The organism is Deinococcus aetherius, assembly GCF_025997855.1.
Classification (GTDB): Bacteria; Deinococcota; Deinococci; order Deinococcales; family Deinococcaceae; genus Deinococcus; species Deinococcus aetherius.
The window spans coordinates 373,059-391,157 of record NZ_AP026560.1; the positions used below are offsets into that span (position 1 = coordinate 373,059).

Below are 18,099 nucleotides of genomic sequence, written 5' to 3' on the forward strand. Positions count from 1 at the left end.
CCGTGACTTCAGCTTCAGCCCTTGAGCTTGCGGGTGATCTCGACCTGGCGGCGGGCCTGGTGGCGGATGGACGCCTTGTCCTCCTCGCTCAGGGGCTGCCCGTTCGCCGTGACGCTCGCGCCGTAGGGGTTGCCGCCCGAGGCGAAGATGGCGGGGTCGGTGTAGCCGGGCGGCACGATGATCGCGCCCCAGTGCATCGCCATCACGTAGAGGGTCTGGAGGGTCGTCTCCTGCCCGCCGTTGGGGTTTTGCGCGCTCGTCATGGCACTGAAGGTCTTGTCCGCCAGCGCGCCCGAGCCCCACAGCGGACCCAGCGTGTCGATGTAGGCGCGAAGCTGGCTCGCCGCGCCGCCGAAGCGGGTGGGGGAGCTGAACATGATGGCGTCCACGTTCTCCAGGTCGGCCAGGGTGGCCTCCGGGACGTGCGCCGCGCGCTCCTGCTGGGCCTTCCAGGCGTCCTGGCCGTTCACCACCTCCTGCGGGGCCGTCTCGCGCGCCTTGACCAGCCGCACCTCCGCCCCGGCCTCGCGCGCGGCCTCGGCAGCCACCTCCGCCATCTGGTGGTTCGTCCCGTAGGTGGAGTAGTAGACGATGGTCATGCGGACAGGAGCAGGGCTTGTCATAGCCCCACCCTAACTCGGAGGCCCTCTTGATTCAACGTTAAACAATCTGTGAAGTTCTCAAGGCAGAGCTTGAGCGGGGCTCCGCTCAGACCCGGATCGTCACCCGCGCCTTGTCGTCTTCAAGGTGAACGCTGTCGATGAAGCGCACCACCCGGCTCGCGTAGCCCATCACGACGGTGTGGGTGCGGGCGCCCCCGCCGAAGCGGCGCACCCCGCTCAGGAGTTCGCCGTAGGTGATGCCGGTCGCGCTGAAGACGATCTGCGAGCCGGGGGCGAGGTCGTTCGTCTTGTAGACGCGCTCCTCGTCCACACCCATTGCTCTGAAGCGCCCCCGCATCGCGTCGTCCTCGGCGAGGAAGCGGCCCTGGATTTCCGCGCCCAAGCACTTCATCGCCGCCGCGCTGAGCACGCCCTCCGGCGCCCCGCCCGAGCCCATCAGCGCGTGGACGCCCGTGCCGCGCACCCCGACCGCCAGGCTCGCCACCACGTCGCCGTCACCGATGAGCTTCACCCGCGCCCCCGCCCCCCGCACCTTCTGAATCAGGTCCGCGTGCCGCTCGCGGTCAAGGATGGTCACCAGCAGGTCCTCCACGTCCCGGTCGAGGCTCTGGGCGAGGACGCTGAGGTTCGCCTCCACCGGCCAGTCGAGGTTCACGCGCCCGGCGGCGGGGGGCGGCACCACGAGCTTGTCCATGTAGCAGTCGGGCGCGTGCATCAGCCCGCCCCGCTCGGAGAGGGCGATCACCGCCAAGCCGTTGGGCAGCCCCTTGGCGGTGACGACGGTGCCCTCCACCGGGTCAACGGCGATGTCCACCTCGTACTGCCCCGTTCCGAGCTGTTCCCCGATGTAGAGCATGGGCGCCTCGTCCATCTCGCCCTCGCCGATGACCACCGTGCCCCGGATGTCGAGTGAGTTGAGCAGTTCGCGCATCGCCTCGGTGCCTGCGCCGTCCACCGCGTTCTTGTCGCCCATGCCGACCCAGCGGCTCGCGGCGAGGGCCGCCCCCTCCGTTACGCGCGCCGTCTCCAGCACGAGCGCGTGCTCGAAGCTGTCCGTCCTGGGAGTCGCGCCCGCCTTCTTGGTGTTGCCCGTCATGCCCGGACCGTACCACGGAGAGGTAAAAACCGGCGCCGGGAGCGGTTCCACCCTGTCCTCACACCGGGGTCAGGGGCCGTCTTGCACCGACAGCCTCTCAGCCTCTCCCCGCGCCGTCAGGCGACCAACCGGGCAAAGCGGCCCCTGGCGTGAAGGTGCGGGGCGGGAGCCCACACCCGCGTCTTCCACTGTTCGGCGGGCCCGGCGTCTTCCCGGCCCGGGGCCGGACCACGGCACCTGTCCAAACCGCTCAGAGGCATGGATGGGCACCCTCACAGAACCGGGGCGCCCGGCGCAGGCTCTCTGCGAGGGTCGCCCGCGTACGTCTACCGCAGCACGCCCGCCCACACCAGCAGCAGCCACAGGATCACCGGGACCGCCAGCGACAGGGCGATCAGCTTGATCAGGCGCCACCAATCGTTCAGAAACTCGCGCATGGCACGAGGGTAACAGGGGAGAGGCAGGGCTTTCCGCGTCCGTGTTCACGCTGTCTTGCCCGAACGGGGCCCGCCTGCGGGGCACTGCTTACACTGCCCCCATGACCCTCAGCGACCTCGCCGGTAAGAGAGCCCCGCAGAGCCTCCTGACGAACATCCCCCGGCTGGTCGCCCGCTACTACGAGACGCGGCCTGACGTGGGGAACGCGGCGCAGCGGGTCGCCTTCGGCACGAGCGGGCACCGGGGGACGTCCCTGAACGGTACCTTCAACGAGGCGCACATCCTCGCGGTCGCCCAGGCCGTCGCCGAGCACCGCGCCTCGGCGGGCATCACCGGGCCGCTCTACATGGGGCTCGACACTCACGCCCTCAGCGAGCCCGCCTGGATGTCGGCGCTGGAGGTGCTGGTCGCCAACGGGGTGCGGGTGTGCGCTCAGCCGGGCTTCTTCACGCCCACTCCCCTCGTCAGCCACGCGATCCTGAACCACAACCGGGCGGGGCAGGGGGGCACGGCGGACGGCATCGTCATCACCCCCAGCCACAATCCCCCGCAGGACGGCGGCTTCAAGTACAACCCCCCCAGCGGCGGCCCCGCCGACACCGACGTGACGAGGGCAGTGCAGAACCGGGCGAACGCGATCCTGGAGGGCGGGCTGAGCGAGGTGAGAAGGGTCAACCTCGACGACGCGCTGGCGGGCCTTGACCCCTTCGACTTCATCGCGCCGTACGTCTCCGAACTCGGGGAGGTCGTGGACCTCGACGCGATCCGGGGAAGCGGCGTGCACCTCGGCGTCGATCCCCTCGGCGGGAGCAGCCTGCCCGTGTGGGAGGCGATTCAGGCGCAGTACGACCTCAACCTGACCATCGTGAACGAGCAGGTCGACCCCCGCTTCGCCTTCATGACCGTGGACCGCGACGGCAAGATTCGCATGGACTGCTCCAGCCCCTGGGCGATGGCGAGCCTCCTGGCGCTCAAGGGCGACTACGACGTGGCCGTGGGCAACGACCCCGACGCCGACCGCCACGGCATCGTCACCGCCGACGGGTTGATGAACCCCAACCACTACCTCGCCGTCATGATCGACTACCTCTTCCAGAACCGCCCTGACTGGAGCGCGGACGCGGGAGTCGGCAAGACACTCGTTTCCAGCGCCCTGATCGACCGGGTGGCGGCAGGCATCGGGCGACGGCTGGTGGAGGTGCCCGTCGGCTTCAAATACTTCGTGGAGGGCCTGCTCACCGGCTCCCTGGGCTTCGGCGGCGAGGAGTCGGCTGGCGCGAGCTTCCTGCGCATGAACGGGGGTGCGTGGAGCACCGACAAGGACGGCCTCATCCCCGGCCTTCTCGCCGCCGAGATCACGGCGAAGACGGGGCAGACGCCCAGCCAGCGCTTCGCCGCTCTCACCCAGAAGTACGGTTCCACCGCCTACGACCGCCAGGACGCCCCCGCCAACTCCGAGCAGAAGAAGGTGCTCGCCAACCTCTCCCCGGAGCAGGTCACCGCCTCCACCCTGGCGGGCGACCCCATCACCGCCAAGCTCACCCGCGCGCCCGGCAACAACGAGCCCATCGGCGGGCTGAAGGTGACGACCGAACACGCCTGGTTCGCCGCCCGCCCCAGCGGCACCGAGGACGTGTACAAGATTTACGCGGAGAGCTTCAAGGGCGAGGGCCACCTCAGACAGGTCATGGAGGAGGCGCGTGAGGTCGTCGCGGCGGCTTTTCAGGCAGGAGGGGCGGCGTGAGCGTGCCGGGAGAGCACACCGTCATCACCCGCGAGGAGATCACGGGCGTCGAGTTCGACTGGTTCGCCACCGACGAGCGCGGGCACGTCGCGCAATTCCTGGCGGCGGGCGACCCCCACGTCCCGGAGGCGGCGCTGGCGTCCGAGGAACTTCTGGAAGCGGTCCACGTCTGGATCGACACCCGCCCCGAGCGCGAGGAGCCCAACGCCCCGGCGGGAGGGTTCGACGACCATCTCACGCCGCCGCAGCGCCGGGGCGCCTACGTGTACGACCACGTGCCGGGCGAGCCGGGCGTCTACCGCCTGGTCGCGGCGCCGCGCACCCCCATCGGGCTCTCCGAGATGCCCGGGCCCATGCAGGCGTACCTGCGGACGCTCACCCTCTCCCTGCCCCTCGGCACGCCCCGATTGCGCGTCCACGAGGACGGGGGGGTGGAGGAGGGCTGACCGGCGGCCCGACCACACAGTTGCTGTCCTTGCGCCGCCTTCCCCCGGCGGGGTATACTCCTCAGGTTGAAAACTGACCGGGACAGGGTTGCACCGGAAAGTTTCTCGGCACGCGCGCCGCTCTTCTTTCTCGTCCATAACCGATGCTGACGGTCCAGGCACGGCGCGTCGATCACCTCGGGTCCCAGGTTCTTCAAGCCTCAGGCCCTCCAACCCGTGCCTGCCCCCAGGAGTGGGCGGGCCTCCGCACAAGACTTCTCTGTCAAGACTAGGAGTGATTGCCCTGCCTACCGTTCAACAACTGCTCCGCAAGGGGCGCGCCGTCCTGCCCAAGAAGAGCAAGGTTCCGGCCCTCAAGGGAAGCCCCTTCCGCCGTGGGGTCTGCACCGTCGTGAAGACCACCACCCCCAAGAAGCCCAACTCGGCGCTGCGCAAGATCGCCCGCGTCCGGCTCTCCAGCGGCTTCGAGGTCACGGCGTACATCCCCGGCGAAGGCCACAACCTCCAGGAGCACAGCGTCGTGCTGATCCGTGGCGGCCGTGTGAAGGACCTGCCCGGCGTGCGTTACCACATCGTGCGCGGCTCGCTCGACACCCAGGGCGTGAAGGACCGCAACAAGAGCCGCAGCAAGTACGGCACCAAGAAGCCCAAGGCGGGCGCCGCTGCCGCCGCTGGCAAGAAGAAGTAACCCCGTTACTAGGTGAGCGGGGGAGGAATGAGCCCCCGCCGCCAGGCGGGATCAGGCCGTCCCCACGGGGGTGAGGCCCATGTACCGAGTCAAGGGTTAAGGAGCGAATATGGCACGTCGCCGCAGAGCAGAAGTGCGCCCCATCCAGCCGGACCTGGTGTACCAGGACGTGCTGGTCAGCGCGATGATCAACCGCATCATGCGGGATGGCAAGAAGAACCTCGCCAGCCGCATCTTCTACGGGGCCTGCCGCCTCGTGCAGGAGCGCACCGGTCAGGAGCCCCTCAAGGTCTTCAAGCAGGCCTACGACAACGTCAAGCCCCGGGTCGAGGTCCGCAGCCGCCGCGTCGGTGGCTCGACCTACCAGGTGCCCGTCGAGGTGAGCGTCCGCCGTCAGCAGAGCCTGACGCTGCGCTGGATGCTGTCCGCGACCGAGGGCCGTGCCGAACGCACCGCCATCGAGCGGCTGGCGGGCGAGATCATGGACGCCGCGCAGGGCCGGGGCGGGTCTATCAAGAAGAAAGACGACGTGGAGCGCATGGCGGAAGCTAACCGCGCCTACGCGCACTACCGCTGGTAAACGAGCGGGCAGGGCGGCGAGTTCGAGCCGTCAGCCTTCAGCGGTCAGCCGTCAGCCAACTCAGCTCCTGCTGACGGCTGATGGCTGAAAGCTGAAAGCCAACCCCAACCAGCCCAAGGGAGTCACTCATGACCACCAAAGCCCAGAGCTACCTCACCCACTTCCGCAACATCGGGATTGCCGCGCACATCGACGCGGGCAAGACCACGACCACCGAGCGCATCCTGTACTACACCGGGCGCACCCACAACATCGGCGAGGTCCACGACGGCGCGGCGACGATGGACTGGATGGAGCAGGAGCGCGAGCGCGGCATCACCATCACCGCCGCCGCTACGACCGCCAAGTGGAAGCGTTCCGGCACCGACCAGGAATACACCGTCAACATCATCGACACGCCCGGCCACGTGGACTTCACCATCGAGGTGGAGCGGTCCATGCGTGTGCTCGACGGCGCGGTCGCGGTGTTCGACTCCTCGCAGGGCGTGGAGCCCCAGTCCGAGACGGTGTGGCGTCAGGCCGACCGTTACGGGGTGCCCCGCATCGCCTTCGCCAACAAGATGGACAAGACGGGCGCCTCGTTCGAACTCGTGCTGGGTGACATCCGCGAGCGCCTGGGCGCGATTCCCGCCCCCGTGCAGTACCCGATGGGGCAGGAGAGCGAGTTCAAGGGCATCATCGACGTGGTGCGCCAGCGGGCGTACACGTACACCAATGACCTGGGCACCGAGATCCAGGAGCATGACGTTCCCGCCGAGTACGCGGACAAGGTCACCGAGATGCGCGCCGCGCTGATCGAGGCCGCCGCCGAGGTGAACGAGGACGTGATGATGAAGTACCTCGAGGGGGAAGAACCCACCGTCGAGGAGATCGTCACCGCTCTGCGTCAGGGCACCATCGCGCAGCGTATCTTCCCGGTGCTGTGCGGCAGCGCGCTGAAGAACAAGGGCGTGCAGCTTCTGCTCGACGCCGTGATCGACTACCTGCCCAGCCCCCTTGAGGTGCCCGCCATCCGTGGCAAGCTCGAGGACAGCGAGGATACGGTCGAGTTCCCGGCCGACCCCGAGGGCAAGCTGGCCGCGCTCGCGTTCAAGATCATGGCCGACCCCTACGTGGGCCGCCTGACCTTCGTGCGCGTCTACTCGGGCACCATGCAGTCGGGCTCCTACGTGTACAACGCCTCCAAGGACAAGCGTGACCGCGTGGGCCGCCTCTTGAAGATGCATGCCAACTCCCGCGAGGAGGTCACCGAACTCAAGGCCGGTGAACTCGGCGCCGTGATCGGTCTCAAGGACGCGGGCACCGGCAACACCCTGATCGCCGACGGCGAGGACCGCGTGCTGCTGGAGAGCATCGACGTGCCCGAGCCCGTCATCAAGCTCGCCATCGAGCCCAAGACGAAGGCCGACCAGGAGAAGATGGGTGTCGGGCTCCAGAAGCTCGCCGAGGAGGACCCGACCTTCCGCGTGGAGTCCGACCAGGAGAGCGGCCAGACCACCATCTCGGGCATGGGCGAGCTGCACCTCGAAATCCTGGTAGACCGCCTGAAGCGCGAGTACAAGGTGGACGCGAATGTGGGCGCTCCCCAGGTGGCGTACCGCGAGACGATCACCCGTCCGGCGGACGTGGAGGGCAAGTTCGTCCGGCAATCGGGTGGACGCGGGCAGTTCGGCCACGTGAAGATCAAGGCCGAGCCGCTGGAGCCGGGTGCGGGCTTCGTCTTCGAGAACGCCGTGGTGGGCGGCACCGTGCCCCGGGAGTTCATCGCTCCCGCCCAGAAGGGCATCGAGGAGGCCATGCAGTCGGGGCCGATGCTGGGCTTCCCGGTCGTGGACATGAAGGTCACCATCTACGACGGCTCGTACCACGAGGTCGATTCCAGCGAAATGGCGTTCAAGATCGCCGGTTCGATGGCCCTCAAGGAGGCCGTGCAGAAGGGTGCCCCGGCGCTGCTGGAGCCCGTCATGCGCGTCGAGGTGACGGTGCCCGAGGATTACATGGGCGACATCATCGGGGACCTGAACAGCCGCCGTGGCCAGATTCAGGGCATGGAGGCGCGCGGCAATGCCCAGATCGTCCGGGCGTTCGTCCCCCTCTCCGAGATGTTCGGCTACGCGACCGACATGCGTTCGATGACGCAGGGCCGCGCGAGCTACTCCATGTTCTTCGATCACTACAGCCAGGTGCCCAACAACCTCGCCCAGCAACTCATGAAGAAGTAAACCCTCCCGGGGGTTCGGGGCCGTCTCCAGTGGGGACGGCTCCTTCTTTTGGTCGCCTTCTCCGGGAACGTTAGGCTGCTGGTATGACTGCACCCGGCCCCCGCCCCCAGCGCCTCCCCTTCATCACCGTTCCCCTCCTGATCCAGCTCGTGCTCAACGGCCTGTCCCTGCTCCTCCTTCCCTTCGCGGGCGGCTTCGTCAACACCCTGCTCGACGACTACGCCCGGCAGACCGGGACGCCCGCCACCACTCTCCCCCCGGAGGCGGTCACGTCGGTGCTGTGGGTGGCCTTCGCGCTCACGGCGGCCTTCGTGCTGCTGCTGTACTTCACGCGCCGGGCGGTGCTGGAGGGGCGGTCGTGGGGCCGGATCGTCAGCATCGTGCTCGGGGTGCTCTCGCTGCTGAGTTTCCCCCTCGGCACGGTCCTCGGCATCTTCATGCTCATCGGCGCCTTCGACCGGGACGTGCAGCGGTACACCAGCCGGTAAGCGGGTGCCTGACCTTCATACGCCGCCTTCCCCGGGCGGCGCCTTTGTTATGGTGGTCACCTCACAGAAAGAGGGGCGAGGGGGCACACATGAAACGAGGCGTGGTGTTGCTGGGGGCGGCTCTGCTCCTGGGGGGCATGGGGCAGGCACAGACCGGGTCGGCCGGGAGCAAGGTGCCGCTGGCGACCGGGACGGGTGGGGCCGTGGCGACGGTGGACCTCGACGCGAGCCGGGCGGCCATGCGGATTCTGGAAGCCGGGGGGAATGCCGTGGACGCGGCGGTGGCGGCGGCGGCCACGCTCGGCGTCACCGAGCCCTTCTCCTGCGGGATCGGGGGCGGCGGTTTCATGGTGATCTACCTGGCGAAGGAGAACCGGGTCGTCACCATCGACCACCGCGAGACGGCCCCGGCGTCGTTTACCCCCACCGTCTTCATCGAGAACGGGCAGCCGATCCCCTTCGACCAGCGGGTGACGAGCGGCCTCTCGGCGGGGGTGCCCGGCACGGTGCGGGGCTGGCAGGAGGCGCTGTCGCGCTACGGCACGCTCAGCCTGCGCCGGGTGCTCACCCCGGCCATCGTGACGGCGCGGTACGGCTTCGTCGTGGACCAGAACTTCCGCAACCAGGTGCAGGAGAACGAGGCCCGCTTCCGCGCCTTCACGAGCACCGCCTCACTCTACCTGCCCAACGGGCAACCCCCCGCCGTGGGCAGGCGGATCAACAACCCCGACCTCGCCCGCACCTACGAGACGATTGCGCGGCAGGGGGCGGCGGGCTTCTACACGGGCGAGATCGCGCAGGCCATCGCGGCGACCGTCAACAACCCGCCCGTGGCCGAGGGCACGACCCTCAACGTCCGCAGGGGCAACATGACCCTCGCCGACCTCGCCAACTACGAGGCCCGCCTCCGTCCGCCCGTGGTGAGCACCTACCGGGGTTACACGATCTACGGGATGCAGCCCCCCTCCAGCGGCGGCCTGACAATCGCCGAGGCGCTGAACATCATGGAGGGCTACGACCTCTCCGCCATGAGCGAGCCGGAGGCGTACCAGAAGTACCTCGAAGCCTCGCGCCTCGCCTTCGCCGACCGGGGCGCCTACATGGCCGACCCCGAGTACACGGACGTGCCCAGGAACGGGCTGCTCAGCCGGGAGTTCGCCGCCGAACGCCGCGCCCTGATCGGCTCCCAGGCCGCGCCCGGCTCCGTTCCACCCGGCGATCCCTTCAAGTTCCAGACCGACCCCAGCTATCCCCTGCGCCCCGCCCCCGCCGGGTTCGAGGGCAACGACACGACCCACCTGACCGTCAGCGACAGGGACGGCAACATCGTCGCCTACACCTTCACCATCGAGTCCATCGGCGGGAACGGGATGGTGGTGCCGGGCCACGGCTTCCTCCTCAACAACGAGCTGACCGACTTCGACCCGGTCGCGCCCCACCCCAACGTCCCCGAGGCGGGCAAGCGGCCACGCTCCAGCATGAGCCCCACCATCGTCTTCCGGGAGGGCAAACCGGTGATGGCGCTCGGCAGCCCGGGCGGCTCGACCATCATCACCACGGTGTTGCAAACCCTGTTCGATGTGATCGACCGCAAGAGGACGCTCGCCGAGGCCTTCACCGTCCCCCGCTTCTCGCAGCGCAACGCGGCGACGACCGGCGTGGACCTGGGGGGCGAGAATACGCCGCTCGCTCAGGGCTTGGCGGGGCTGGGCTACAGGTGGGCGCCCACGCCCGAGATCGGCAGGCTGACCGCCATCCAATTCAACCCCGACGGCACGGTAACGGCGGCGGCCGAACCCAGACGGGCCGGGGGTGGGAGCGCCCTGGTCCAAAGCGGCCGGTAAGCAGATCGGGGGAGGGGGCCGTCCAGCATCCCGGACGGCCCCGTTCCTTTTGCTGTGCAGCACGAGCGGCACTCGCCGGGCCCGACTTGCCATCTCCCGCCCTTTCCGCTAATCTATGCCTTCGGTGCGCTGAAAAGCGTCGGCGCAACGTGCCGTGAGGCCAGCCCTGAAGAGGGGACGGGCCCCGGCGGGAATCAACCCAATGTGGACCCTGCACCCGACCAAAGGGACGGAAAGGTATGGGCCCACCGCTTGGAGGAGCAAAGAACATGGCAAAGGGAACGTTTGAGCGGACGAAGCCCCACGTGAACGTGGGGACAATCGGGCATGTCGACCACGGCAAGACCACGCTGACGGCCGCCATCACCTTCACCGCCGCAGCGGCAGACCCGACGGTGGAGAAACTGGCCTACGACCAGATCGACAAGGCCCCCGAAGAAAAGGCCCGTGGCATCACCATCAACACCGCCCACGTCGAGTACAACACGCCGAGCCGCCACTACTCGCACGTCGACTGCCCCGGCCACGCCGACTACGTCAAGAACATGATCACCGGCGCGGCCCAGATGGACGGCGCCATTCTGGTCGTCAGCTCCGCTGACGGCCCGATGCCCCAGACCCGCGAGCACATCCTGCTGGCCCGTCAGGTGGGCGTGCCCTACATCGTCGTGTTCATGAACAAGGTCGACATGGTCGACGACGAGGAACTGCTCGAACTGGTCGAGATGGAAGTGCGCGAGCTGCTCAGCAAGTACGAGTTCCCCGGGGATGATCTGCCGGTGGTGCGTGGCAGCGCCTTGCAGGCGCTGGAACAGCTGCAGCAGAACCCCAAGACCGCGCGCGGCGAGAACCCGTGGGTCGACAAGATCTGGGAACTGCTCGACGCGGTGGACAGCTACATCCCTACCCCCGAGCGCGCCACTGACAAGACCTTCCTGATGCCGGTCGAGGACGTCTTCACCATCACCGGACGCGGCACCGTCGCCACCGGGCGTGTGGAGCGTGGTGTGGTCAAGGTCCAGGACGAGGTCGAGATCATCGGGCTGCGTGACACCAAGAAGACCACCGTGACCGGCATCGAGATGCACCGCAAGCTGCTCGACCAGGGCATGGCCGGGGACAACGTGGGGGTTCTCTTGCGCGGCGTCGCTCGCGACGACGTGGAGCGCGGTCAGGTGCTGGCCAAGCCGGGCAGCATCAAGCCGCACACCAAGTTCGAGGCCAGCGTCTACGTGCTGTCCAAGGACGAGGGGGGGCGTCACTCGGCGTTCTTTGGGGGGTACCGTCCTCAGTTCTACTTCCGCACGACGGACGTGACCGGTGTGGTGCAGTTGGCGGAGGGTGTGGAGATGGTGATGCCGGGGGACAACGTGACCTTCTCGGTGGAACTGATCAAGCCCATCGCCATGGAAGAGGGCCTGAGGTTTGCCATCCGCGAGGGTGGCCGCACCGTCGGCGCCGGCGTCGTCACCAAGGTCCTGGAGTAACAATATGGTCGCCCCGAAGATTCGCATCAAACTGCGTGGTTTCGACCACAAGGCGCTGGACCAGTCCGCAAGCAAGATCGTGGACACGGTCCGGCGCACCGGGGCGGACGTGAGCGGTCCCGTGCCGCTCCCCACCCGCATCCGCCGCTTCACGGTGCTGCGCTCGCCCTTCAAGTACAAGGACGCTCGCGAGCACTTCGAGATTCGCACCCACAACCGTCTGGTGGACATCATGAACCCCACCAAGAAGACGATTGACAGTCTCATGACCCTCGACCTCCCCACGGGCGTGGACATCGAGATCAAGACCGTCGGGGGCCGGGCATGACCAAGGGTATCCTCGGCACCAAGATCGGCATGACCCAGATCTGGCGCGGCGACCGCGCGGTGCCCGTGACGGTCGTGCTGGCCGGTCCCTGCCCCGTCGTGCAGCGCAAGACGCGGCAGACCGACGGCTACGAGGCCGTGCAGATCGGCTTCGCGCCCAAGCACGAGAAGCGTGTGACGAGGCCCCTGCTCGGGCACTTCCGCAAGGCGGGCGTGTCCCCGGTGCGCTTCCTGCGCGAGTTCCGCGACTTCGCCCCCGAGGGTGACACCGTCAACGTGGACATCTTCGCGGCGGGCGAGAAGATCGACGCGACCGGCACCAGCAAGGGCAAGGGCTTTCAGGGCGTCATGAAGCGCTGGAATTTCCAGGGTGGTCCCGCGAGCCACGGCTCGAAGAAGTGGCACCGCCGCCCCGGATCCATCGGCCAGCGCAAGACGCCGGGCCGCGTGTACAAGGGCAAGAAGATGGCCGGGCACATGGGCATGGAGCGCGTCACCGTGCAAAACCTCGAAGTCGTCGAGGTTCGCGCGGGTGAGAACCTGATCCTCGTGAAGGGGGCCGTCCCCGGCGCGAACGGCGGGCTCGTGATCCTGCGCCAGGCCGTCAAGGGAGGCAGGTAAGATGGCGCAGATCAACGTCATCGGTCAAAACGGCGGTCGCTCCATCGAGCTCGACCTGCCGGAAGTGAACCCCCACGTGCTACACGAGGTCGTGACCTGGCAGCTCGCGGGCCGCCGTCGTGGCACGGCCAGCACCAAGACGCGCGCCGAGGTCAACCGCACCGGCAAGAAGATGTACAGCCAGAAGGGCACGGGTAACGCCCGTCACGGCGACCGCTCTGTGCCCACCTTCGTGGGCGGCGGCGTTGCGTTCGGCCCCAAGCCCCGCTCCTACGCCTACACCCTGCCCCGCAAGGTCCGGCAGCTCGGCCTGGCGATGGCCCTCGCCGACCGCCAGAGAAGTGGCAAGCTCCTCGCGGTGGACGGCTTCGGCCTCGACGGCAAGACCAAGGGCTTCGTCACCTGGGCTAAAGAGAACGGCATGGACGGCGGCGAGCGTGTGCTGATCGTCACCGACGACGCGCAGACCCGTCTGGCGGCGCGCAACGTCGCTTGGGCGACCGTGCTGCCCGTCGCGGGCCTGAACGTGTACGACATCCTGCGCCACGAGCGCCTGGTGATCGACGCGGTGGCGCTGGAGCCTGCTCAGACCGAAGTGCAGGCCGGTGCTGATGGGGAAGGGGCCGCGCAATGAGTTTCTACGACATCATCAAGCAGCCCGTCATCAGCGAGAAGGCGTACGCGGGTATGGAGCGTGGGGCGTACTCGTTCTGGGTCGATCCCAAGGCGACGAAGACCGAGATCAAGGCCGCCGTGCAGCAGGCGTTCGGGGTAACCGTGATCGGCATCAGCACCATGAACGTCGCAGGCAAGCGCAAGCGCGTGGGCAAGTTCATCGGCCACCGCGCGGACCGCAAGAAGGCCATCGTGCGCCTCGCCGAAGGCCAGAAGATTGAGGCCCTTGAGGCCCTGGCCTAAGGAGAGACTGAACATGGCCGTCAAGAAATACCGCCCGTACACCCCGTCGCGTCGCCAGATGACGACGGCGGACTTCTCGGGCCTGACCAAGAAGCGCCCCGAAAAGGCGCTCACCACGCCCCTCCCCAAGACGGGCGGGCGCAACAATCACGGTCGCGTGACCAGCCGCTTCATCGGCGGCGGACACAAGCGCCTCTACCGCATCATCGACTTCAAGCGCCGCGACAAGGCGGGCGTGACCGCGAAAGTGGCTGCCATCGAGTACGACCCCAACCGCAGCGCCCGCATTGCCCTGCTGCATTACGTGGACGGCGAGAAGCGCTACATCCTCGCTCCCGAGGGGCTGACCGTCGGCCAGATTGTGAACGCAGGCCCTGAGGCGGAGCCCAAGCTCGGCAACGCCCTGCCGCTGCGCTTCGTGCCGGTCGGCGCGGTGGTGCACTCGGTCGAGATGGTGCCCGGCAAGGGCGCGCAGATCGCTCGAAGCGCCGGGACCTCGATCCAGGTGCAGGGCAAGGAGCGCGACTACGTGATCCTGCGCCTGCCCAGCGGCGAGTTGCGCCGCATCCACAGCGAGTGCTACGCGACCATCGGTGCGGTGGGCAACGCCGAGCACAAGAACATCGTGATCGGCAAGGCGGGGCGCAGCCGCTGGCTCGGCCAGAAGCCCCACGTGCGCGGCAGCGCGATGAACCCGGTCGACCACCCGCACGGCGGTGGTGAGGGCCGCACCGGCGCGGGTCGCCAGCCCGTCAGTCCGACCGGCCAGCTTGCCAAGGGCCTGAAGACCCGCAAGAAGCGCAAGATCAGCGACCGCTTCATCATCTCCCGGCGCGCCGGGAAGTAAGGAGGGTAGAAGATGCCCCGCAGCCTGAAGAAAGGGCCGTTCGTGGATGACCACCTCCTGAAGAAGGTGGACGCCCAGAACGAGCGCCGCGACAAGCGCGTCATCAAGACGTGGAGCCGCCGCTCGACCATCGTGCCCGAAATGATCGGCCACACCATCGCGGTTCACAACGGCAAGCAGCACATCCCGGTCTTCGTGAACGAGCAGATGATCGGCCACAAGCTCGGTGAGTTTTCGCCGACTCGCACGTACCGTGGGCACGGCAGCGAGAAGAGTGCCAAGGGGAGCAAGAAGAAATGACCGCTCCCGGCACCGAACAGACCTTCCGCAACAAGAAGCAGCGCAAGCAGCAGGTCAAGCTGCGTAAGCCCGGGTACGCCGTGGCGAAGTACGTGCGCATGAGCCCACGCAAGGTGCGCCTCGTCGTCGACGTGATTCGCGGTAAGAGCGTCGCCGAGGCCGAGGACCTGCTGCGCTTCATCCCGCGCGCGGCCTCCGAGCCCGTCGCCAAGGTCCTGAAGAGCGCCAAGAGCAACGCCGTGAACAACGACGAGATGCTCGAAGACCGCCTCGTGATCAAGGCAGCGTATGTGGACGCCGGACCGACTCTCAAGCGCCTGATTCCCCGCGCCCGTGGCAGCGCCAACATCATCAAGAAGCGCACCAGCCACATCACGATCATCGTGGGTGAGCGCGAGGCCCGCAGCGTCAGGGGGAACAGATAATGGGCAACAAGATCAACCCGAACGGCTTCCGCCTGGGGATCACCCGGGGCTGGAACAGCCGCTGGTACGCCGGGAAGAAGCAGTACTCCAAGCTCGTCAAGGAAGACGAGAAGATTCGCACCCTGGTGACCCGGAAGCTTGCTGCCGCCGGCATCGCCCGCATCGAGATCGAGCGCGCGGGCCAGCAGGTCAACGTGATTATCAGCGCGGCCAAGCCCGGCATCGTGATCGGCAAGGGCGGCGAGAGCATCAAGCAGCTTCGCGGTGACATCGAGCGGGTCGTCAGCGCCGGCACGGTGGCCGTCAACGTCGCCGAGATTCCCAACCCCAACATCAGCGCGCCGCTGGTGGCCCTGCGGATCGCCGAGCAGATCGAGCGCCGCTTCGCCTTCCGCCGCGCCATGAAGCAGGCCGCCCAGCGGGTGATGGAATCCGGCGCCCGTGGCGTCCGCGTGATCCTCTCCGGCCGCCTCGGTGGCGCCGAGCAGGCCCGCACCGAGAAGGTGCTCGAAGGCCGCGTGCCGCTGCACACCCTGCGTGCCGACATCGACTACGGCACCGCCCGCGCCGAGACGACCTACGGCTCGCTGGGCATCAAGGTGATGGTGTTCAACGGCGAGGTGATCGGCGGCAAGACCGAGACGCTCGCCCGCCCGCCCCGCCGCAACGACGAGCGCCGCCCTGAGGGCGACCGCCCGAACCGCCGCCGTCCCACCGCGCGGCGCCGTCCCGGAGGTGAGTGATGCTTCTTCCCAAGCGCACCAAGTTCCGTAAACAGCACCGTGGCCGGATGACCGGCGACGCCAAGGGCGGCGACTACGTGGCCTTCGGCGACTACGGCCTCGTTGCGCTGGAGCCCGCCTGGATTCGCTCCAACCAGATCGAGGCGTGCCGCATCGTGATGAGCCGCCACTTCCGGCGCGGCGGCAAGATCTACATCCGCATCTTCCCCGACAAGCCCGTGACCAAGAAGCCCGCCGAGACCCGAATGGGCAAAGGCAAGGGTGCGGTCGAGTTCTGGGTCAGCGTCGTGAAGCCGGGCCGCGTGATGTTCGAGGTCTCCGGCGTGACCGAGGAGCAGGCCAAGGAGGCCTTCCGCCTCGCCGGGCACAAGCTCCCGATCCAGACCAAGATGGTCAAGCGCGAGGTCTACGATGAAGCCCAGTGAGATGAGGAGCTTCGGGCCGGCCGACTTCGACCGCGAGATCGCCGCCCGCAAGAAGGAACTGATGGAGCTGCGCTTCCAGGGCGCGATGGGCAACCTCGCCCAGCCGCACCGCGTTCAGCAGCTTCGCCGCGAGGTCGCCCAGCTCAACACCATCAAGGGTGAGCTGACGCGCGCCCAGACCACGGGAGAGAGCCGATGAAAAAGACCTTCACGGGCGTCGTGGTGAGCGACAAGGCCGACAAGACGGTGAGCGTCAAGGTCGAGCGCCGCTTCACGCACCCCCTGTACGGCAAGGTCGTGACGCGCAGCAAGAAGTACGCCGCGCACGACGAGACCAATGAGTACCGAATCGGTGACCGCGTGGAGATCATCGCCGTGCGCCCGATCAGCAAGACGAAGACCTGGAAGGTCACCAAACTGATCGAGCGCCCGCGCGGCATCGAGACCACGGCGGTCGAGACCGAAGGGGGCCAGGCATGATCATGCCCCAGTCCCGCCTCGACGTGGCGGACAACAGCGGCGCACGCGAGATCATGTGCATTCGCGTGCTCAACAGCGGCATCGGCGGCAAGGGCCTGACCACCGGCGGCGGCGGCAACAAGCGGTACGCCCACGTGGGGGACATCATCGTCGCCTCGGTCAAGGACGCGGCCCCGCGCGGCGGTGTGAAGGCCGGTGACGTGGTGAAGGCCGTCGTCGTACGGACCAGCCACGCGATCAAGCGTGCCGACGGCTCGACCATCCGCTTCGACAAGAACGCCGCCGTCATCATCAACAACCAGGGCGAACCGCGCGGCACCCGCGTCTTCGGGCCGGTCGCCCGCGAACTGCGCGACCGCCGTTTCATGAAGATCGTGTCGCTCGCGCCGGAGGTGCTGTAATGCCTCTTCCCAGTGCCGGGTCCCACCACAACAACAAGCTCCACGTCAAGAAGGGCGACACCGTGGTCGTCCTGCGCGGCAAGCACAAGGGCCAGACCGGCAAGGTGCTGCTCGCTCTCCCCGAGGACGCCAAGGTCGTCGTTGAGGGCGTGAACCTCGTGACCAAGCACGTCAAGCCCTCGGCGAGCAACCCCCAGGGCGGCATCGAGCAGCGCGAGGGCGCCATGCACGCGAGCAAGGTTGCGCTGGTGGACCCCGAGACCGGCAAGGCCACCCGCGTGCGCAAGACCCTCGTGGACGGCAAGAAGGTCCGCGTCGCCGTGAAGAGCGGCAAGGTCATCGACTAATTCAGGGCCACGCCCCAGCGCGTGATCCCGGGCGACAAAGGCCGCCCGAAGAGAGGCAAGAGACATGCAGACGCTCAAAACGAAGTACAACGAGCAGGTGCGCCCCGCGCTGATGGGGCAGTTCGGCTACTCGTCGATTATGGCCGTGCCGCGCATCGAGAAGATCGTGGTGAACGAGGGCCTGGGCTCCTCCAAGGAGGACAGCAAGGCCATCGACCGGGCGGCGCGCGAGCTCTCGCTCATCACCCTGCAAAAGCCCATCGTCACCAAGGCGAAGAAGAGCATCTCCAACTTCAAGCTGCGCCAGGGGATGCCGGTCGGCATCAAGGTCACGCTGCGCAATGAACGTATGTACGTGTTCCTGGAGAAGCTGATCAACATCGGGCTGCCGCGCATCCGTGACTTCCGGGGGATCAACCCCAACGCCTTCGACGGGCGCGGGAACTACAACCTGGGCATCAAGGAGCAGCTGATCTTCCCCGAGATCACCTATGATATGGTCGACAAGGTGCGCGGTATGGACATTACCATCGTCACGACCGCCAAGACCGACGAGGAAGCTCGCGCGCTGCTCCAGGCGATGGGTCTCCCGTTCCGCAAGTAAGGAAA

Annotated in this window: 24 protein-coding genes; 22 read left to right on the plus strand and 2 right to left on the minus strand. The window is 67.6% G+C overall.

The genetic code is table 11. From position 1 onward, the window contains the following. Positions 1-14: 14 nt before the first annotated feature. Both wrbA and glpX read right to left on the minus strand, forming a co-directional pair. Positions 15-623: an NAD(P)H:quinone oxidoreductase gene (gene wrbA, locus DAETH_RS01875; RefSeq protein ID WP_264776257.1), complete on the minus strand. Its 609-nt coding sequence runs from the start codon at positions 621-623 to the stop codon at positions 15-17. Between the two features lie 85 nt (positions 624-708). Then, positions 709-1,719 carry a class II fructose-bisphosphatase gene (gene glpX / locus DAETH_RS01880; protein WP_264776258.1) on the minus strand — a complete coding sequence of 337 codons (1,011 nt, stop codon included), beginning with the start codon at positions 1,717-1,719 and terminating at the stop codon, positions 709-711. Positions 1,720-2,257: 538 nt separating this feature from the next. Here glpX and pgm point away from each other — a divergent pair. The 22 genes from pgm (at position 2,258) to rplE (ending at position 18,094) form a co-directional block, all read left to right on the plus strand. Further along, positions 2,258-3,901, plus strand: a complete 1,644-nt coding sequence (gene pgm / locus DAETH_RS01885) for a phosphoglucomutase (alpha-D-glucose-1,6-bisphosphate-dependent) (RefSeq protein WP_264776259.1) — start codon at positions 2,258-2,260, stop codon at positions 3,899-3,901. After that, positions 3,898-4,347, plus strand: a complete 450-nt coding sequence (locus DAETH_RS01890) for a hypothetical protein (protein WP_264776260.1) — start codon at positions 3,898-3,900, stop codon at positions 4,345-4,347. Before pgm ends, DAETH_RS01890 begins: the two co-directional genes overlap by 4 nt. Before the next feature lie 283 nt (positions 4,348-4,630). Beyond that, positions 4,631-5,035 carry a 30S ribosomal protein S12 gene (gene rpsL / locus DAETH_RS01895; protein WP_264777367.1) on the plus strand — a complete coding sequence of 135 codons (405 nt, stop codon included), beginning with the start codon at positions 4,631-4,633 and terminating at the stop codon, positions 5,033-5,035. 109 nt (positions 5,036-5,144) lie between these two features. Beyond that, positions 5,145-5,615 carry a 30S ribosomal protein S7 gene (gene rpsG / locus DAETH_RS01900; protein WP_264776261.1) on the plus strand — a complete coding sequence of 157 codons (471 nt, stop codon included), beginning with the start codon at positions 5,145-5,147 and terminating at the stop codon, positions 5,613-5,615. Positions 5,616-5,743: 128 nt separating this feature from the next. Beyond that, positions 5,744-7,837: an elongation factor G gene (gene fusA, locus DAETH_RS01905; protein WP_264776262.1), complete on the plus strand. Its 2,094-nt coding sequence runs from the start codon at positions 5,744-5,746 to the stop codon at positions 7,835-7,837. 83 nt (positions 7,838-7,920) lie between these two features. Then, entirely contained in the window at positions 7,921-8,325 is a 405-nt protein-coding gene (locus DAETH_RS01910; protein ID WP_264776263.1) for a hypothetical protein, read from the plus strand. An 89-nt stretch (positions 8,326-8,414) separates the two neighbouring features. Next, positions 8,415-10,169, plus strand: a complete 1,755-nt coding sequence (gene ggt, locus DAETH_RS01915) for a gamma-glutamyltransferase (RefSeq protein WP_264776264.1) — start codon at positions 8,415-8,417, stop codon at positions 10,167-10,169. A 269-nt stretch (positions 10,170-10,438) separates the two neighbouring features. Then, positions 10,439-11,656 carry an elongation factor Tu gene (gene tuf, locus DAETH_RS01920; RefSeq protein ID WP_264774903.1) on the plus strand — a complete coding sequence of 406 codons (1,218 nt, stop codon included), beginning with the start codon at positions 10,439-10,441 and terminating at the stop codon, positions 11,654-11,656. A gap of 4 nt (positions 11,657-11,660) precedes the next feature. Then, the gene (gene rpsJ / locus DAETH_RS01925) at positions 11,661-11,984 is read left to right on the plus strand and encodes a 30S ribosomal protein S10 (RefSeq protein ID WP_102127870.1); all 324 of its coding nucleotides are present in this window, start codon (positions 11,661-11,663) and stop codon (positions 11,982-11,984) included. After that, positions 11,981-12,604: a 50S ribosomal protein L3 gene (gene rplC, locus DAETH_RS01930; protein ID WP_264776265.1), complete on the plus strand. Its 624-nt coding sequence runs from the start codon at positions 11,981-11,983 to the stop codon at positions 12,602-12,604. The genes rpsJ and rplC overlap by 4 nt, the downstream gene beginning before the upstream one ends. Before the next feature lies 1 nt (position 12,605). Beyond that, on the plus strand, positions 12,606-13,238 hold the full coding sequence (gene rplD / locus DAETH_RS01935) for a 50S ribosomal protein L4 (protein ID WP_264776266.1): 633 nt from the start codon (positions 12,606-12,608) through the stop codon (positions 13,236-13,238). Continuing rightward, complete coding sequence (locus DAETH_RS01940; RefSeq protein ID WP_264776267.1) at positions 13,235-13,522, plus strand: 50S ribosomal protein L23; 288 nt, start codon at positions 13,235-13,237, stop codon at positions 13,520-13,522. The genes rplD and DAETH_RS01940 overlap by 4 nt, the downstream gene beginning before the upstream one ends. A 13-nt stretch (positions 13,523-13,535) precedes the next feature. After that, positions 13,536-14,369, plus strand: coding sequence for a 50S ribosomal protein L2 (gene rplB / locus DAETH_RS01945; protein WP_264776268.1), 834 nt, complete (start codon positions 13,536-13,538; stop codon positions 14,367-14,369). A 12-nt stretch (positions 14,370-14,381) separates the two neighbouring features. Continuing rightward, positions 14,382-14,669 (plus strand): 30S ribosomal protein S19, encoded by a 288-nt coding sequence (gene rpsS / locus DAETH_RS01950; protein WP_264776269.1) that lies wholly within the window; start codon positions 14,382-14,384, stop codon positions 14,667-14,669. Beyond that, entirely contained in the window at positions 14,666-15,094 is a 429-nt protein-coding gene (rplV, locus tag DAETH_RS01955; protein WP_264776270.1) for a 50S ribosomal protein L22, read from the plus strand. The genes rpsS and rplV overlap by 4 nt, the downstream gene beginning before the upstream one ends. Further along, positions 15,094-15,837, plus strand: coding sequence for a 30S ribosomal protein S3 (gene rpsC, locus DAETH_RS01960; protein ID WP_264776271.1), 744 nt, complete (start codon positions 15,094-15,096; stop codon positions 15,835-15,837). Before rplV ends, rpsC begins: the two co-directional genes overlap by 1 nt. Then, positions 15,837-16,262 (plus strand): 50S ribosomal protein L16, encoded by a 426-nt coding sequence (rplP, locus tag DAETH_RS01965; RefSeq protein WP_216327075.1) that lies wholly within the window; start codon positions 15,837-15,839, stop codon positions 16,260-16,262. Before rpsC ends, rplP begins: the two co-directional genes overlap by 1 nt. Continuing rightward, complete coding sequence (rpmC, locus tag DAETH_RS01970; protein ID WP_264776272.1) at positions 16,249-16,461, plus strand: 50S ribosomal protein L29; 213 nt, start codon at positions 16,249-16,251, stop codon at positions 16,459-16,461. The genes rplP and rpmC overlap by 14 nt, the downstream gene beginning before the upstream one ends. Further along, positions 16,458-16,742 (plus strand): 30S ribosomal protein S17, encoded by a 285-nt coding sequence (rpsQ, locus tag DAETH_RS01975; RefSeq protein ID WP_264776273.1) that lies wholly within the window; start codon positions 16,458-16,460, stop codon positions 16,740-16,742. The genes rpmC and rpsQ overlap by 4 nt, the downstream gene beginning before the upstream one ends. After that, on the plus strand, positions 16,739-17,143 hold the full coding sequence (gene rplN / locus DAETH_RS01980; protein WP_102127880.1) for a 50S ribosomal protein L14: 405 nt from the start codon (positions 16,739-16,741) through the stop codon (positions 17,141-17,143). The genes rpsQ and rplN overlap by 4 nt, the downstream gene beginning before the upstream one ends. Beyond that, a complete protein-coding gene (gene rplX / locus DAETH_RS01985) occupies positions 17,143-17,490 on the plus strand; it encodes a 50S ribosomal protein L24 (protein ID WP_264776274.1) in 348 nt (115 codons plus the stop codon). The genes rplN and rplX overlap by 1 nt, the downstream gene beginning before the upstream one ends. Positions 17,491-17,554: 64 nt before the next feature. Continuing rightward, positions 17,555-18,094 carry a 50S ribosomal protein L5 gene (rplE, locus tag DAETH_RS01990; protein WP_264776275.1) on the plus strand — a complete coding sequence of 180 codons (540 nt, stop codon included), beginning with the start codon at positions 17,555-17,557 and terminating at the stop codon, positions 18,092-18,094. The last annotated feature ends 5 nt before the right edge of the window (positions 18,095-18,099 follow it).

Coding starts and splice junctions, on each gene's coding strand:
- wrbA (WP_264776257.1), bottom strand. CDS start 623: ATGACAAGCCCTGCTCCTGTCCGCATGACCATCGTCTACTACTCCACC.
- glpX (WP_264776258.1), bottom strand. CDS start 1,719: ATGACGGGCAACACCAAGAAGGCGGGCGCGACTCCCAGGACGGACAGC.
- pgm (WP_264776259.1), top strand. CDS start 2,258: ATGACCCTCAGCGACCTCGCCGGTAAGAGAGCCCCGCAGAGCCTCCTG.
- rpsG (WP_264776261.1), top strand. CDS start 5,145: ATGGCACGTCGCCGCAGAGCAGAAGTGCGCCCCATCCAGCCGGACCTG.
- fusA (WP_264776262.1), top strand. CDS start 5,744: ATGACCACCAAAGCCCAGAGCTACCTCACCCACTTCCGCAACATCGGG.
- DAETH_RS01910 (WP_264776263.1), top strand. CDS start 7,921: ATGACTGCACCCGGCCCCCGCCCCCAGCGCCTCCCCTTCATCACCGTT.
- ggt (WP_264776264.1), top strand. CDS start 8,415: ATGAAACGAGGCGTGGTGTTGCTGGGGGCGGCTCTGCTCCTGGGGGGC.
- tuf (WP_264774903.1), top strand. CDS start 10,439: ATGGCAAAGGGAACGTTTGAGCGGACGAAGCCCCACGTGAACGTGGGG.
- rpsJ (WP_102127870.1), top strand. CDS start 11,661: ATGGTCGCCCCGAAGATTCGCATCAAACTGCGTGGTTTCGACCACAAG.
- rplC (WP_264776265.1), top strand. CDS start 11,981: ATGACCAAGGGTATCCTCGGCACCAAGATCGGCATGACCCAGATCTGG.
- rplD (WP_264776266.1), top strand. CDS start 12,606: ATGGCGCAGATCAACGTCATCGGTCAAAACGGCGGTCGCTCCATCGAG.
- DAETH_RS01940 (WP_264776267.1), top strand. CDS start 13,235: ATGAGTTTCTACGACATCATCAAGCAGCCCGTCATCAGCGAGAAGGCG.
- rplB (WP_264776268.1), top strand. CDS start 13,536: ATGGCCGTCAAGAAATACCGCCCGTACACCCCGTCGCGTCGCCAGATG.
- rpsS (WP_264776269.1), top strand. CDS start 14,382: ATGCCCCGCAGCCTGAAGAAAGGGCCGTTCGTGGATGACCACCTCCTG.
- rplV (WP_264776270.1), top strand. CDS start 14,666: ATGACCGCTCCCGGCACCGAACAGACCTTCCGCAACAAGAAGCAGCGC.
- rpsC (WP_264776271.1), top strand. CDS start 15,094: ATGGGCAACAAGATCAACCCGAACGGCTTCCGCCTGGGGATCACCCGG.
- rplP (WP_216327075.1), top strand. CDS start 15,837: ATGCTTCTTCCCAAGCGCACCAAGTTCCGTAAACAGCACCGTGGCCGG.
- rpmC (WP_264776272.1), top strand. CDS start 16,249: ATGAAGCCCAGTGAGATGAGGAGCTTCGGGCCGGCCGACTTCGACCGC.
- rpsQ (WP_264776273.1), top strand. CDS start 16,458: ATGAAAAAGACCTTCACGGGCGTCGTGGTGAGCGACAAGGCCGACAAG.
- rplN (WP_102127880.1), top strand. CDS start 16,739: ATGATCATGCCCCAGTCCCGCCTCGACGTGGCGGACAACAGCGGCGCA.
- rplX (WP_264776274.1), top strand. CDS start 17,143: ATGCCTCTTCCCAGTGCCGGGTCCCACCACAACAACAAGCTCCACGTC.
- rplE (WP_264776275.1), top strand. CDS start 17,555: ATGCAGACGCTCAAAACGAAGTACAACGAGCAGGTGCGCCCCGCGCTG.